Source organism: Thalassospira sp. GB04J01 (assembly GCF_000751115.1).
GTDB lineage: Bacteria > Pseudomonadota > Alphaproteobacteria > Rhodospirillales > Thalassospiraceae > Thalassospira > Thalassospira lucentensis.
Genome location: NZ_CCDX020000002.1, coordinates 1 through 15,732 on the forward strand (window position 1 = coordinate 1; position 15,732 = coordinate 15,732).

The window sequence follows — 15,732 nt, forward strand, 5'->3', positions numbered from 1 at the left end:
CGATGTTGACGTGCGGTTTTGTACGGGCAAACTTTTCTTTAGCCATTACTAACTCCGTTTATTCTGGCTTGGGCCTTAGCCGGCCGATTTGGCTTTGACTTCTTCAGCAACTGCTTGCGGAACGTCAGCATAATGATCGAACTGCATCACGAACTGGGCACGGCCCTGAGACATGGAGCGCAGCGTGTTGACGTAACCGAACATGTTCGCCAGCGGAACGAACGCGTTAACAACGCGCGCAATACCACGGGAGTCCATGTCACGGACCTGACCGCGACGGCTGTTCAGATCGCCAATGATGTCGCCCATATAGTCTTCCGGGGTAACTACCTCGACTTTCATGATCGGCTCAAGCAGCTTCGGTGAAGCTTTCTGCAGACCTTCTTTGAAAGCAGCACGTGCTGCGATTTCGAAGGCCATGACGCTCGAGTCAACATCGTGGTAGGCACCGTCGGTCAGCTTGATCGACAAGTCGGTAACCGGGAAGCCTGCGATCACGCCGCTCTGAAGCGAGCTTTCGAGACCTTTGGCAACACCCGGGATGTATTCTTTAGGAACGTTACCGCCAACAACACTATCAGTGAAGTTGAAGCCCGTACCCGGTTCACCCGGCGTAAAGGTAAGTTTGATACGCGCGAACTGACCCGAACCACCCGACTGTTTTTTGTGGGTGTAGTCAACGTCGATCTCTTTCGAGATCGTTTCACGGTATGCAACCTGCGGCGCACCAATGTTCGCTTCGACTTTGAATTCACGCTTCATACGATCGACAAGAATGTCGAGGTGAAGCTCGCCCATACCCGAAATGATGGTCTGGCCGGATTCGTGGTCTGATTTGACGCGGAATGACGGATCTTCCTGCGCAAGACGCGCAAGAGCAAGACCCATTTTTTCCTGGTCGGCTTTCGATTTCGGCTCTACAGCGATTTCGATAACCGGATCCGGGAATTCCATACGCTCAAGGATGATCGGCTTGGCCGGGTCACAAAGGGTATCACCAGTGGTGGTATCCTTCATGCCAACCAGAGCAACGATGTCGCCCGAGCATGCGTATTTGATTTCTTCACGGTTATTCGAATGCATAAGAAGCATACGGCCGATACGTTCTTTTTTCTCTTTAACAGAGTTCAGAACATAAGAACCGGCTTCGAGAACACCCGAATAGATACGCACAAAGGTAAGCGAACCGACAAACGGGTCACTCATGATTTTGAACGCAAGACCCGAGAACGGCGCATCGTCGTTCAGCGGACGTGAATCAGGCTCATCTTCGGTGTTCGGCTTAACGCCGCGAACATCGTCGATGTCATCTGGAGCTGGCATGTAATCGATAACAGCATCAAGAAGCGGCTGAACGCCTTTGTTCTTGAACGCGGTCCCGCAAAGAACAGGAACCAATGCGCCTTTAAGCGTCCCTTTACGGAGGCACTTCCTGAGAAGTTCCTCAGACGGGATTTCGCCTTCAAGGTATGCTTCCATCGCTGCTTCATCGAAATCGATCGCCTGTTCGATCAGGGCTTCACGATATTCTGCAGCCTGGTCTTTGAGCGAATCACGAATATCGCGATATTCGAATTCTGCACCCAGGTTTTCGTCTTTCCAGACGATTTCCTGGTTTTTGACCAAATCGACAACACCTTCGAATTCCATTTCGGAACCAATCGGCAGCTGCATGACAGCAACATTGGCACCGAGACGATCTTTCATCATCTGGACACAACGGAAGAAGTCAGCACCGGTACGGTCCATTTTGTTGACAAAGCACATACGCGGAACGTGGTACTTGTCAGCCTGGCGCCATACGGTTTCGGTCTGGGGCTCGACGCCGGAAACGGCGTCAAACACTGCACATGCACCATCGAGAACACGAAGCGAACGTTCAACTTCAATCGTGAAGTCAACGTGGCCCGGGGTATCAATGATGTTAATGCGGTTGTCTTTCCAGAAGCAGGTCGTCGCAGCAGACGTAATCGTAATGCCACGTTCCTGTTCCTGCTCCATCCAATCCATCGTTGCGGCGCCGTCGTGGACTTCGCCGATCTTGTAGGATTTTCCGGTGTAGAAAAGGATTCGCTCGGTAGTCGTCGTTTTACCCGCATCAATGTGTGCCATGATGCCGATGTTACGATACCGAGAGATCGGAGTGCGTTTTACCATAATCGACTCTTGATCCTAAGGTCTAGATTACCAGCGATAATGAGCGAAAGCCTTATTGGCTTCGGCCATACGATGGGTGTCTTCGCGTTTCTTGACGGCCGAACCACGGTTGTTCGCAGCGTCCATCAGTTCACCGGCGAGACGACCGACCATGGTCGTTTCGGAACGCTTGCGAGCAGCGTCAACCAGCCAACGAATGGCCAGTGCCTGACGACGTTCGGTACGAACTTCAACCGGAACCTGGTAAGTAGCACCACCAACACGACGCGAACGTACTTCGACGTTCGGCTTCACGTTGTCCATGGCTTCATGGAACTGCGACACAGGGTCGGAACCCTTGCCTTCGATGACTTCCAGGGCACCATAAACGATCTTCTCAGCGGCGGATTTTTTACCGTCGAGCATCAGACCGTTCATGAATTTAGTGAGAACCTTATCGCCGTATTTGGCGTCAGGTAATACTTCGCGCTTTTCAGCAGCGTGACGACGTGACATCTGAGCTGCTCCTTATTTCGGACGCTTCGCGCCGTATTTCGAACGACGCTGTTTACGGTCTTTGACACCCTGTGTATCGAGGGTACCGCGAATAATGTGGTAACGAACGCCCGGCAAATCCTTCACACGGCCGCCGCGAATCATCACGACAGAGTGTTCCTGAAGGTTATGGCCTTCGCCCGGAATGTAAGACGTTACTTCGTAGCCGTTGGTCAAACGAACACGGGCAACTTTACGAAGTGCCGAGTTCGGCTTCTTCGGGGTAGTGGTATAAACACGAGTGCAAACGCCGCGTTTCTGCGGGCATGCTTCCAGTGCCGGAACCATATCGCGCTGGGTGCGCGGTGTCCGCTTTTTGCGGATCAACTGGTTAATAGTGGGCATTAACTTTCCCTTTTACTACAACGGACGCCACTAGGGCGTTGCTCTTATCGACGCACGACGAGCGACCGCGCGTCTTTGCACAAAGTACAAAAACACGCGCGGACGCCCATAAAAGCAGGAATTCCTGCCTCGACGGCCGTCAGAGTCGCACTCAAGCGATGGGGGGCAAAACCGCCCGCTACCGCACAAAACGGCACCGACACAGTTACACCCCCCGTGATTTGGTGGGCGCATACTAGTGACGGCCCCCTTTTGCGTCAAGCAAAACCCTCAAGGCCTTCGAGTTGGCGCTTCAAACGCCGAGACGAACCGGTGCGTCGATAAGATTTCCGGTTCGCCTCTGATTCTTTAACGTATTGACGCGACGATGTTATTCGCCTGCCGGCAGCGAAGTCGTATCGGCATCGGCCTGCGGGCCAAAGTTGTCGCCGATTTCTTCTTCTGCCTCGATCTGCACCGTTTTGTCGCGTTCGGCAGCCAATGCACGGAAGCGGTTCATCACCGCACCGGTACCAGCCGGGATCAAACGACCCACGATAACGTTCTCTTTCAAACCGATGAGTGTATCGGTTTTGCCCGAAACAGCTGCTTCGGTAAGAACGCGCGTGGTTTCCTGGAACGACGCGGCCGAGATGAAGGAATGCGTCTGGAGCGAAGCCTTGGTGATCCCCTGAAGGACCGGTGCACCTTCGGCCAGCTCGCCACCTTCTTTGACGGCACGTTCGTTTTCGGTATCAAAATCACCGCGGTCAATGATCTCGCCAACCAGAAGCGTGGTGTCACCGGTTTTGGTGATTTCCACTTTCTGAAGCATCTGACGCACAATGACTTCGATGTGTTTGTCGTTAATCTTAACGCCCTGCAGACGGTAAACTTCCTGGATTTCGTTGACCAGGTAATCTGCCAGTGCAGGTACGCCCATAACACGCAAGATATCATGCGGAACCGGCGAACCATCAAGGAGCTGATCGCCTTTTTCGACGAAGTCCCCTTCCTGAACGGCAAGATGTTTGCCTTTCGGGATCATGTATTCAACCGGTTCGGTCAGACCCGAGTCTTCGAGCGGATGCACGACGACGCGACGCTTGTTCTTATAGTCCTTGCCGAATTCGACGCGGCCCGGAATGTCCGAGATAATCGCGTGTTCTTTCGGTTTACGGGCTTCGAACAGCTCGGCAACACGCGGCAGACCACCGGTGATGTCACGGGTCTTCGAACCTTCACGCGGGATACGTGCAAGCACGTCACCAGCGTTAACTTTCTGACCGTTCTCGATCGAGAGAATAGCGTCAACCGACAGGAAGTAACGGGCTTCAAGACCGTTATCCAGGTTGATGACCTCACCGTTCTCGTTACGCAGGGTAACGCGCGGCTTAAGGTCAGACGCCTTGGGCATGCTTTTCCAGTCGATAACCGTCTTGGCCGCAATACCGGTCGCTTCGTCATAGACTTCGCGAATGGTTACGTTTTCAAGAAGATCGACGTAGTTAACATACCCTTCTTTCTCGGTGATGATCGGAAGCGTGTACGGATCCCACTCAGCCAGTTTCTGGCCGCGAACGATCTGATCGCCTTCATCAGCAAGCAGTTTCGCACCATATGGTACGCGGTATTTCGCACGCTCGCGTCCGGTTTTGTCAATCAGCAGGATCTCAAGGTTACGCGCCATAACAATTTTGACGCCGCTTGAGTTCTCAACGACGGCACGGTTTTTGAGTTTAACCGTCGCATCGAAGTTTGCTTCAACCCCGGAAACCTCTGCGCCACGCTGTGCCGCACCACCAATGTGGAACGTACGCATGGTGAGCTGTGTACCCGGCTCGCCGATCGACTGTGCGGCGATAACACCCACAGCTTCACCGATGTTGACCGTGGTACCACGTGCCAGGTCACGACCATAACAATGGCCGCAAACGCCGGTTTCGGCATCACAGGTCAGGACAGAACGGATACGCGCGGTTTCAACACCGGCTTTCTCGATCACGTCAAGATGATCTTCTTCGACCATCGCGTTTTTCGGGACGATGATTTCGCCGGTTGACGGGTTAACAATCTCGTCAGCGGTGAAACGACCCAGAATACGATCCGAAAGCGTTTCGATCACTTCGCCAGAATCGACAACCGCAGCGATATCGAGGCCACGTGCAGTTTCGCAATCATGCTGAGTGATGATGCAATCCTGTGCGACGTCAACAAGACGACGGGTAAGGTAACCCGAGTTCGCCGTTTTCAATGCGGTATCAGCCAGACCCTTACGGGCACCGTGAGTGGAGTTGAAGTACTCCTGCACGGTCAGGCCTTCTTTAAAGTTCGAAATAATCGGCGTTTCAATGATCGAGCCATCCGGCTTTGCCATCAGGCCGCGCATAGCAGCCAACTGACGCATCTGGGCGGCAGAACCACGGGCACCGGAGTGGGCCATCATGTAAACCGAGTTTACATTATCGCCTTCGGCCGTTGCCGAGATGACTTTCATCATCTCTTCGGAAACGTCATCGGTACACTGCGACCAGGCATCAACAACTTTGTTGTATTTCTCACCACGGGTGATGAGACCATCCTGGTACTGCTGTTCGTATTCTTTGACCTTGTCGTGGGTTGCGCCCACCAGAACTTCCTTGGCTTCAGGAATGATCATGTCATCCTTACCAAACGAAATACCGGCTTTACATGCCCAATTGAAACCAAGGCCCATCATGCGGTCAGCGAAGATAACAGTCTCTTTCTGGCCACAGTGACGGTAAACGACATCGATAACGTTCGAGACGTCTTTTTTGGTCAGCAACTTGTTGATGGTCGAGAACGGAATGCGCGGATGACGCGGCAACAGTTCGGACAACAACATACGACCGGCGGTCGTTGCAACACGAACCGTGATCGGTTCATTGTTTTCATCAACCGTTTTGTAACGTGCATTGATTTTCGAATGCAGGTTTACGAAACCGGCATCAAGCGCCTGTTCGATTTCAGCGATATTGACAAAGGACATGCCCTCGCCCGGCTGACCGTCGCGTTCCATCGAGATGTAATACAGACCAAGGACAATATCCTGGGACGGCACGATAATCGGTTTACCCGATGCCGGTGACAGGATGTTGTTGGTCGACATCATCAAGGTACGTGCTTCAAGCTGCGCTTCAAGCGACAGCGGCACGTGAACAGCCATTTGGTCACCGTCGAAGTCGGCGTTGAAGGCCGTACAAACGAGCGGATGCAACTGGATGGCCTTACCTTCAATCAAGGTAGGCTCGAACGCCTGAATGCCAAGACGGTGAAGGGTCGGCGCGCGGTTCAGCATGACCGGGTGTTCGCGGATAACCTGTTCAAGGATATCCCAAACTTCGGCACGCTCTTTTTCCACCATACGCTTTGCAGCTTTGATGGTGGTTGCCATCCCGTACAGTTCCAGCTTCGCATAAACGAACGGCTTGAACAGTTCGAGCGCCATTTTCTTTGGCAGGCCACACTGATGGAGTTTCAGGTTCGGACCCACGGTAATCACAGAACGACCGGAATAGTCGACGCGTTTACCCAAAAGGTTCTGACGGAAACGACCCTGCTTACCTTTAAGCATGTCCGACATCGATTTGAGCGGACGCTTGTTGGCACCGGTGATCGGACGACCACGACGACCGTTGTCAAACAGCGCATCAACCGATTCCTGAAGCATACGTTTTTCGTTACGCACGATGATATCAGGCGCACGAAGCTCGATCAGGCGCTTCAGACGGTTGTTACGGTTGATGACACGACGGTAAAGGTCGTTCAAATCAGACGTTGCGAAGCGGCCACCATCAAGCGGTACCAGCGGACGCAATTCTGGCGGGATAACCGGAATAACTTCAAGGATCATCCATTCCGGGCGCGCACCAGATTCCTGGAAGGCTTCGATCAGCTTAAGACGCTTGACCAGCTTTTTGCGTTTGGCTTCGGAATTGGTTTCCTTGAGGTCGATTTTCGCGGTTTCGCGTTCTTCATCAAGATCGATAGCCGCAAGCATATCGCGGATGGCTTCTGCACCGATACCGGCACGGAAGCTGTCTTCGCCATATTCTTCCTGGGCTGTCATATACTGGTCTTCGGACAGGAGCTCACCCATTTTAAGCGGGGTAAGGCCCGGTTCGATCACCACATAGTTCTCGAAATACAGAATGCGCTCAAGATCCTTGAGCGTCATGTCGAGCAGCAAACCAAGACGGCTCGGCAGCGACTTCATGAACCAGATGTGGGCAACAGGTGCCGCCAGTTCAATGTGGCCCATACGTTCACGACGTACTTTGGCCAAGGTCACTTCGACGCCGCACTTCTCACAGATAATGCCGCGGTATTTCATACGCTTGTACTTGCCGCACAAGCATTCGTAATCCTTCACCGGACCAAAAATGCGCGCACAGAACAAACCGTCGCGTTCCGGCTTAAAGGTCCGGTAGTTGATGGTCTCCGGTTTCTTGATTTCACCAAATGACCAGGAGCGGATACGCTCCGGGCTGGCAATCTGAATCCGGATCTGATCGAAGCTCTGGGTGCCCTGCGGCTGCCCGAAGATCTTCATCAACTCGTTCATAAAGGCTCTCCCGCTATGCCCGGTCTCGCCGGGTTTCGCCAATTTCAGGCCGAAAGATGCGTAATGGCGGCCGAACTGCCCTTATGGACAGCCCGACGCGCCAAACACTTAAAAGTCGTTCTGCTCAAGCTCAACATTGAGACCAAGCGAACGGAGTTCTTTAACGAGAACGTTAAACGACTCCGGAATACCGGCCTCAAAGGTGTCTTCACCACGAACGATGGCTTCGTAAACCTTGGTACGGCCCGAAACGTCATCCGACTTGACCGTAAGCATTTCCTGAAGGGTGTAAGCAGCACCGTAAGCTTCGAGTGCCCATACTTCCATCTCCCCGAAACGCTGGCCACCGAACTGCGCCTTACCACCCAGCGGCTGCTGGGTAACAAGTGAGTACGGACCAATCGAACGTGCGTGGATCTTGTCGTCGACCAAGTGGTGCAGTTTGAGCATATAGATATACCCAACCGTCACCTTGCGATGGAATTTCTCACCAGTACGACCATCATAAAGGTCAACCTGGCCAGAACCATCAAGGCCGGCTTTTTCAAGCATACGAACAACATCAGGCTCACGGGCACCGTCGAAGACCGGAGTGGCCATCGGGACGCCGCGACGCAGGTTGTTGCCAAGCTCGATGACTTCACCATCAGACAGCTCTTTGATGCCAGCGATGTATTCTTCGCCTTCGTAGACATCATTAAGCTTGCCACGCAGGTCTTCCATCTCGCCACGACCGTCAGCAACAGCATCGACAAGTTCGCCGATCTGTTCGCCCAGACCACGTGACGCCCAACCAAGGTGGGTTTCAAGGATCTGGCCGACGTTCATACGCGACGGAACACCAAGCGGGTTCAGAACGATATCGACCGGCGTACCGTCTTCGAGGTGCGGCATGTCTTCAACCGGCATAATGCGCGATACGACACCCTTGTTCCCGTGACGGCCGGCCATCTTATCGCCCGGCTGCATTTTACGTTTAACAGCAACGAAGACTTTAACCATCTTCATCACGCCTGGCGGCAATTCGTCACCAGCCTGCAGTTTGTCAACTTTGTCATCGAAACGGGCCTGAAGAACAGCGATCGATTCCTCGAACTGTTTTTTCAGCGCTTCGATGTCAGACATCACCGCGTCATCGGAAACCGCAATCTGACGCCACAAACCACGTGCAACACCCGAAAGGCTGTCTTCGGTGATTGCGCCATCAAGGCCTTTCGGACCATCGACAATCGTCTGACCAAGCAGAAGATTTTTCAGACGGCCATAAAAGTTGCGCTCAAGAATGGCACGTTCGTCATCACGGTCCTGTGCGAGACGTTCGATTTCCGAACGTTCGATTGCCAGAGCACGTTCGTCCTTGTCTACGCCACGACGTGAGAACACGCGGACTTCAACAATGGTACCGAACTGTCCCGGCGGGACACGCAGCGACGTATCGCGAACATCGGATGCTTTTTCACCAAAGATGGCACGCAGAAGTTTTTCTTCCGGCGTCATCGGGCTTTCGCCTTTTGGCGTTACCTTACCGACAAGGATATCGCCCGGTTTGATTTCCGCACCGATGTAAACAATGCCCGCCTCATCGAGGTTTTTAAGGGCTTCTTCACCGACGTTCGGAATATCACGGGTGATTTCTTCCTGACCAAGTTTGGTATCACGCGCCATGACTTCGAATTCCTCGATATGGATCGAGGTATAAACGTCATCACGTGCAATACGTTCGGACAGAAGGATGGAATCCTCAAAGTTGTAACCATTCCAAGGCATAAACGCGACAAGCACGTTACGGCCAAGGGCAAGTTCACCCATATCGGTACACGGACCATCCGAAATGATGTCGCCTTTTTCAACGACATCGCCAACTTTCACCAGCGGACGCTGGTTAATGCAGCTGCCCTGGTTGGAACGCTGATACTTCAGCAGGGTGTAAATATCGACACCCGACGCCGATGCAGCAATGTCACCAGTGGCTCGGATCACCATACGGGTCGCATCAACAGATTCAACAACACCATCACGGCGTGCGATCAGGGTTGCACCCGAATCACGTGCCACCGGAACTTCCATACCGGTCCCGACATACGGTGCTTCAGAACGGATCAACGGAACCGCCTGACGCTGCATGTTCGAGCCCATCAGTGCGCGGTTCGCGTCATCGTTCTCAAGGAACGGAATGAGCGCGGATGCGACTGATACCAGCTGCTTCGGCGAGACGTCCATAAGGTCGATCTCTTCGGAGCGGGCCATATAGTGGTCACCGGCTTTACGGGTGTTGATCAGTTCGTTGGCAAAGTTAAAGCCTTCGGTCAACGGTTCGTTGGCCTGTGCGATAACATAACGACCTTCTTCGATCGCCGAGAGGTAAATAACCTCTGCTGTCACATTGCCGTCGGCAACCTTGCGATACGGGCTTTCGATGAAGCCGTACTGGTTGACACGGGCAAAGGTTGCCAGTGAGTTGATCAGACCAATGTTCGGACCTTCCGGCGTTTCAACCGGGCAGATACGACCATAGTGGGTCGGATGAACGTCACGAACTTCAAAGCCTGCACGCTCACGGGTCAAACCACCTGGTCCAAGCGCCGAAAGACGACGTTTGTGGGTGATTTCCGAAAGCGGGTTGGTCTGATCCATGAACTGCGACAGCTGCGAAGAGCCGAAGAATTCACGAACAGCTGCTGCAACCGGTTTCGCGTTGATCAGGTCATGCGGCATGACGTTGTCGATCTCGACCGAACTCATACGCTCGCGGATCGCACGTTCCATACGCAGAAGGCCAACACGGAACTGGTTTTCCATCAGCTCGCCAACCGAACGCAGGCGACGGTTACCAAGGTGGTCAATATCGTCAATCTCGCCACGACCATCTTTCAGGTCGATCAGAACACGGACGACTTCCAGAATGTCTTCGCGACGCAGGATACGAACCGTATCCGGGCATTCCAAGTTCAGACGCGCATTCATCTTCACACGGCCAACGGCCGACAGATCATAACGCTCTGAGTCAAAGAACAGGCCCTTGAACATCGCTTCCGCACCCTCAAGGGTTGGCGGCTCGCCAGGACGCATCACGCGATAGATGTCCACAAGGGCTTCTTCGCGATTGCTGTTCTTGTCGAGTGCAACGGTGTTACGCAGATACGCACCGACATTGTTGTGATCGATCATCAACAAACGAACGGAATTCACATTCCATTCCTTGAGCTGCTCGAACACTTCTTCTGTCAGTTCGTGACCGGCTTCTGCCAGAATTTCACCAGTTTCGCCATCAATCAGGTCGTCTGCCATGAACCAGCCGTTAAGCTGCTCTTCTGGCACGAGGATCTGTTTGACACCGGTTTCGGTGATTTTAACCGACGAACGCTTGGTGATTTTTGAACCAGCCGCTGCGACAACTTCGCCGCTTTTGGCATCAACAAGATCGTGAACCAGCTTCTGACCGATGTAACGCTCGGCATTGAAATCGGTTACCCAACCATCTTTGGTGCGGCGGTATTCTGCCGACTCATAGTAATAGTTGAGAATCTCTTCCGGGGTGAGGCCTTCGATTTCCGACGGATCGACAGAGCGCCCTTCTTCGGCACGCTGTGCACGCAACTTCTCGGACTCTTCATTTTCAAGAGCCATAAGCAACGTGGTCGCCGGCAGTTTGCGGCGACGGTCGATACGGACGTAAAGAACGTCTTTTGCGTCAAATTCAAAATCGAGCCACGAACCACGGTAAGGAATGACACGCGCAGCAAACAGATATTTGCCTGAGCTGTGGCTCTTCCCTTTGTCATGGTCAAAGAAGACGCCCGGCGAGCGGTGCATCTGTGAGACGATTACACGCTCGGTGCCGTTGACGATAAAAGTACCGTGCAACGTCATGAGCGGCATGTCGCCCATATACACGTCTTGCTCTTTGATATCACGAATAGAACGGGCACCCGTGTCTTCGTCAATATCCCAGACAACCAGGCGCAGTGTTACACGCAGCGGTGCGGCAAAAGTCATGCCTCGCTGGCGACACTCTTCGGTATCGTATTTCGGCTGCTCAAGCTCGTACGAAACGAATTCAAGAGTTGCGCGTTCCGAAAAATCTTTAATCGGAAAGACGCTCTTGAAAACTTCCTGAAGACCTGCATCGTTCCGCTGCTCCTGCGGGGTCCCGGTCTGCAAAAACTTATCGTAGGAATTCTTTTGAACCTCAATGAGGTTCGGGAGCGGAGCGACTTCGCTGATCCGTCCAAAGCTTTTGCGGATGCGCTTTCGACCAGTAAAGGACTTATCCATCATCGTTCCTTTAATCGCGCCTCCCCACACCGTCCGAACTCGTTCGTCGTTGTAATGCTGCGTTTCCGACTTGCGCAAAACGCATACAGCACAACGACGCCCGAGCCCCGTACGGGGCGGGCGTTCACTTGATTATGACCGTGGATGTTATGTGACATCCAACTTGAATGAGATCACTGATCCCTCGGCTGTCGACGCCGTCAAAGATAACCTTTGACCTAAACAGCCTACCGTTATGTACGATTACCTTTGGCAGCGTCAACCGTTAAATTCCTGTTCGCGTCGCTGCATCACCCGTAACACAATTGCCCGGAGCACAGAGACGGATGGGTCGGCGCCCAAAGGACGCCGACCCAGACCTTGGCAAGAAGCCGTCGATTATTTAAGTTCGACGGAAGCGCCAGCTTCTTCAAGCTTCTTCTTGATTTCTTCAGCTTCGTCCTTCGAAGCGCCTTCTTTGACGGCTTTCGGAGCACTTTCAACGAGTTCTTTGGCTTCTTTGAGGCCAAGACCGGTGATTGCGCGGACTTCTTTGATGACGTTGATTTTCTTGTCACCAGCAGCAGTCAGAACGACGTCAAATTCGGTCTGTTCTTCAGCGGCTTCAGCAGCAGCGCCGCCAGCAGCAGCAACAGCAACCGGAGCAGCAGCAGAAACGCCCCACTCTTCTTCGAGCATTTTGGAAAGTTCTGCAGCTTCGATAACGGTGAGCTTGGAAAGCTCTTCAACGAGTGCCTTAAGATCGGCCATGTGTATAACTCCTAGGCTTGAACTTGGATATCATCAGATATCTTGGATAATTGGTTTACGCGGCTTCGCCTTTGTCGGCGTATGCCTTCAGCACCTGGGCGATCTGTCCAGCCGGCTTGGAAGTCAGCGTAGCGATACGCTGTGCCGGGGTCTGGATCATACCAACCATTTTCGCACGGAGTTCGTCCAGCGACGGCAGTTCTGCCAGAGCTTTGATGCCCTGTTCGTTCAGAACCTGTTCGCCGATAGCACCAGCAACAAGAACAAGCTTGTCATTGGTTTTTGCGAACTTCGCAGCTACTTTTGCGACTGCGGCCGGATCGGCTGAATAGCCAATCGCGGTCGGGCCAGTGAAGTAATCTGCAAGACCAGCAAATTTGGTGCCTTCCAGAGCAAGTCGCGTAAGCCGGTTTTTGGTGACCTTGAAGCCCGCACCAGATTCACGCATCTGTGCACGAAGAGCGGTAATTTCTGCGACCGTCAACCCTTTATACTGGGTAACGACCAGACCTTCCGCAGCTTCGAACACTTCGCGCATTTCTGCTACGAACTGTTGTTTTTCATCGCGGTTCACTTTTAGTCTCCGACGTTGCTTTTTGCCCTGAACCCCACAAGGAGGTTCACAGACGCGACCAGTCCTTTCGAACCGGTCTGTGACGCCCGTCCGTTTGCCAGATGTCCAAGCCTTTTGTGATGCCCCATACGGGGAAAACTAAGAACCGGAACCTCTGCCTATGCAGGAGATTAAGAGCAACGAATGTCACTCACCTGCAGTCTGGGACAGACAGGTAGAGAGGGCTATAACCACCCTCTCCGGTCCTGACCGACCCCTTGGGATCGGTCAGAATTCGAGAATTTCTTATTTAGACGCGATGTCAGGGATCGACAATTTGACGCCAGCACCCATGGTGGAGCTGATCGCCGCACGCTGAAGGTAGATACCTTTTGCGCCAGCCGGTTTCGCTTTAACAATCGCACCAAAGAATGCTTTTGCATTCTCAAGGATCTGTTCTTCGCTGAACGAAGCCTTGCCGATACCTGCATGTACGATACCGGTTTTCTCTGCACGGAACTGAACCTGGCCAGCTTTTGCATCGGAAACGGCGGTCGCAACATCCATGGTAACAGTGCCGAGTTTCGGGTTCGGCATCAGGCCGCGCGGGCCAAGTACCTTACCGAGACGACCGACAACAGCCATCATGTCCGGGGTTGCAATAACGCGATCATAGTTCAGATCGCCTTTCTGCATTGCTTCCATCAGGTCTTCAGCGCCAACAGTGTCTGCACCAGCTTTAAGGGCTTCTTCTGCTTTGGCGTCTTTTGCGAAGACGGCGACGCGCATGGTTTTACCGGTACCATGCGGAAGCGAAACAACACCACGGACCATCTGGTCAGCGTGACGCGGATCAACACCAAGGTTCATGGCAATTTCGATGGTTTCATCGAATTTTGCTTTTGCACCTTCTTTGACGAGTTTGACAGCAGCTGCCAGCTCGTACTGGGTGTTACGGTCGATGCCCTCATAGGCCTGGGCAAGGCGTTTACCAGTCTTGGCCATCGTCTTACTCCACAACCTCAAGACCCATCGCACGGGCAGAGCCCTCGATCATTGCCATCGCGCCATCAACGTCAAATGCGTTGAGGTCAACCATTTTGGCTTCTGCGATTTCTTTGACCTGTGCTTTGGTTACTTTACCAACAAAACCTTTACCGGTGGTCCCGGAACCTTTGGCAATGCCTGCTGCCTTTTTCAGGAAGTAGGATGCCGGCGGGGTTTTGGTGACAAAGCTGAATGAACGGTCGGAATAAACGGTGATGACGACCGGAATCGGCATCCCTGGTTCCATCTGCTGGGTCGCTGCGTTGAACGCCTTGCAGAATTCCATGATATTCACGCCGCGCTGACCAAGAGCCGGACCGACAGGCGGTGACGGATTGGCTTTGCCGGCGGGAATCTGCAGCTTAAGATAGCCGTCGATTTTTTTCGCCATTAGAGTACCTCTTACAGAAGCGCGCGGTACGGTCACGGCTGACCTCCCGCGCTTTAAAAGCTGCCTGCGTATACAAGCAGCGACTTCAATTTACAAGATCGTTTTTTCTTAGAGCTTCTCGACCTGGGTATATTCCAGCTCGACCGGAGTTGAACGACCGAAGATCGAAACAGACACCTTAAGGCGTGAACGTTCTTCATCAACTCCTTCGACGATACCGTTAAACGATGCAAACGGACCGTCGGAAACACGGACTTCCTCGCCAACCTCGAACGAGATGGTTGGCTTCGGACGATCAACACCTTCCTGAACTTGATGCAGGATATGCTGAGCTTCCTTTTCGGAAATCGGCATCGGCTTGCCACGGCTACCGAGGAAATCGGTGACCTTGGCGGTGTTTTTGACCAGATGCCAGCTTTCGTCAGTGAGATCCATCTTCAGCAGGACATATCCCGGGAAAAACTTCCGCTCGGAATTGACCTTTGCGCCGCGACGCATCTCAACAATTTCTTCAGTCGGAACCAGAACCTCGAGAATCTCGCCTTCAAGACCTTTCTTGATGGACTGCTCGCGGATCGACTGGGCGACCTTTTTCTCAAAACCAGAATGAACGTGAAGCACGTACCAGTGATGCGCCATGTGCTTAACCCCCAACACCAAAGACCAGCTTAACACCCCATGCGAGGAGCTGATCGACAACAAAGAAGAAAACAGACGCAAGAGCAACCATCACGAAAACCATAATGGTTGAAACGGTCGTTTCCTTACGGGACGGCCACGAGACCTTTTTTGCCTCGGTGCGGACCTGCTGTACGAATTGTGCTGGCGACGTTTTTGCCATTGTTGGGGTTACACCGCTTTCTAATACTTTGTTTCACGACCCGGAAAAATTGGCAGGAGAGGAGGGACTCGAACCCCCGGCACTCGGTTTTGGAGACCGATGCTCTACCAACTGAGCTACACTCCTACAAGATCGACAGAAAGTTGAAAAGCTTATCTTCTTTCTGGCTCATCCCTGCCCGGGCGGCAGGGTGTGCGGGCGGTTTATATCCGCCCGCACATCCAAGATCAAGCACTCAATCGTGCAAAATCCTAAAAATTACTCGAGGATCTTAG

At 53.0% G+C, this 15,732-nt stretch carries 11 protein-coding genes and 1 tRNA gene; all 12 read right to left on the bottom strand.

Going from position 1 to position 15,732, the window contains the following annotated elements; all coding sequences use genetic code 11:
• Positions 1-75 precede the first annotated feature (75 nt).
• Positions 76-2,157, bottom strand: coding sequence for an elongation factor G (gene fusA, locus AMM48_RS00240; RefSeq protein WP_102782463.1), 2,082 nt, complete (start codon positions 2,155-2,157; stop codon positions 76-78).
• Between the two features lie 27 nt (positions 2,158-2,184).
• The gene (gene rpsG / locus AMM48_RS00245; protein ID WP_022734388.1) at positions 2,185-2,652 is read right to left on the bottom strand and encodes a 30S ribosomal protein S7; all 468 of its coding nucleotides are present in this window, start codon (positions 2,650-2,652) and stop codon (positions 2,185-2,187) included.
• A 12-nt stretch (positions 2,653-2,664) separates the two neighbouring features.
• On the bottom strand, positions 2,665-3,036 hold the full coding sequence (gene rpsL / locus AMM48_RS00250) for a 30S ribosomal protein S12 (RefSeq protein WP_008892339.1): 372 nt from the start codon (positions 3,034-3,036) through the stop codon (positions 2,665-2,667).
• A gap of 370 nt (positions 3,037-3,406) precedes the next feature.
• Positions 3,407-7,600: a DNA-directed RNA polymerase subunit beta' gene (gene rpoC / locus AMM48_RS00255; RefSeq protein ID WP_022734389.1), complete on the bottom strand. Its 4,194-nt coding sequence runs from the start codon at positions 7,598-7,600 to the stop codon at positions 3,407-3,409.
• A gap of 108 nt (positions 7,601-7,708) precedes the next feature.
• The gene (rpoB, locus tag AMM48_RS00260) at positions 7,709-11,875 is read right to left on the bottom strand and encodes a DNA-directed RNA polymerase subunit beta (protein WP_102782464.1); all 4,167 of its coding nucleotides are present in this window, start codon (positions 11,873-11,875) and stop codon (positions 7,709-7,711) included.
• Positions 11,876-12,253: 378 nt separating this feature from the next.
• Positions 12,254-12,625, bottom strand: a complete 372-nt coding sequence (gene rplL, locus AMM48_RS00265; RefSeq protein WP_022734391.1) for a 50S ribosomal protein L7/L12 — start codon at positions 12,623-12,625, stop codon at positions 12,254-12,256.
• A 55-nt stretch (positions 12,626-12,680) separates the two neighbouring features.
• Positions 12,681-13,199, bottom strand: a complete 519-nt coding sequence (gene rplJ, locus AMM48_RS00270) for a 50S ribosomal protein L10 (RefSeq protein ID WP_022734392.1) — start codon at positions 13,197-13,199, stop codon at positions 12,681-12,683.
• Between the two features lie 285 nt (positions 13,200-13,484).
• Complete coding sequence (rplA, locus tag AMM48_RS00275) at positions 13,485-14,183, bottom strand: 50S ribosomal protein L1 (RefSeq protein WP_022734393.1); 699 nt, start codon at positions 14,181-14,183, stop codon at positions 13,485-13,487.
• A gap of 4 nt (positions 14,184-14,187) precedes the next feature.
• A complete protein-coding gene (gene rplK / locus AMM48_RS00280) occupies positions 14,188-14,616 on the bottom strand; it encodes a 50S ribosomal protein L11 (RefSeq protein ID WP_022734394.1) in 429 nt (142 codons plus the stop codon).
• Positions 14,617-14,724: 108 nt separating this feature from the next.
• A complete protein-coding gene (nusG, locus tag AMM48_RS00285; protein ID WP_022734395.1) occupies positions 14,725-15,255 on the bottom strand; it encodes a transcription termination/antitermination protein NusG in 531 nt (176 codons plus the stop codon).
• A 4-nt stretch (positions 15,256-15,259) separates the two neighbouring features.
• Positions 15,260-15,457: a preprotein translocase subunit SecE gene (secE, locus tag AMM48_RS00290; protein WP_022734396.1), complete on the bottom strand. Its 198-nt coding sequence runs from the start codon at positions 15,455-15,457 to the stop codon at positions 15,260-15,262.
• Between the two features lie 50 nt (positions 15,458-15,507).
• Positions 15,508-15,583, bottom strand: a tRNA-Trp gene (locus tag AMM48_RS00295).
• Positions 15,584-15,732: the final 149 nt, after the last annotated feature.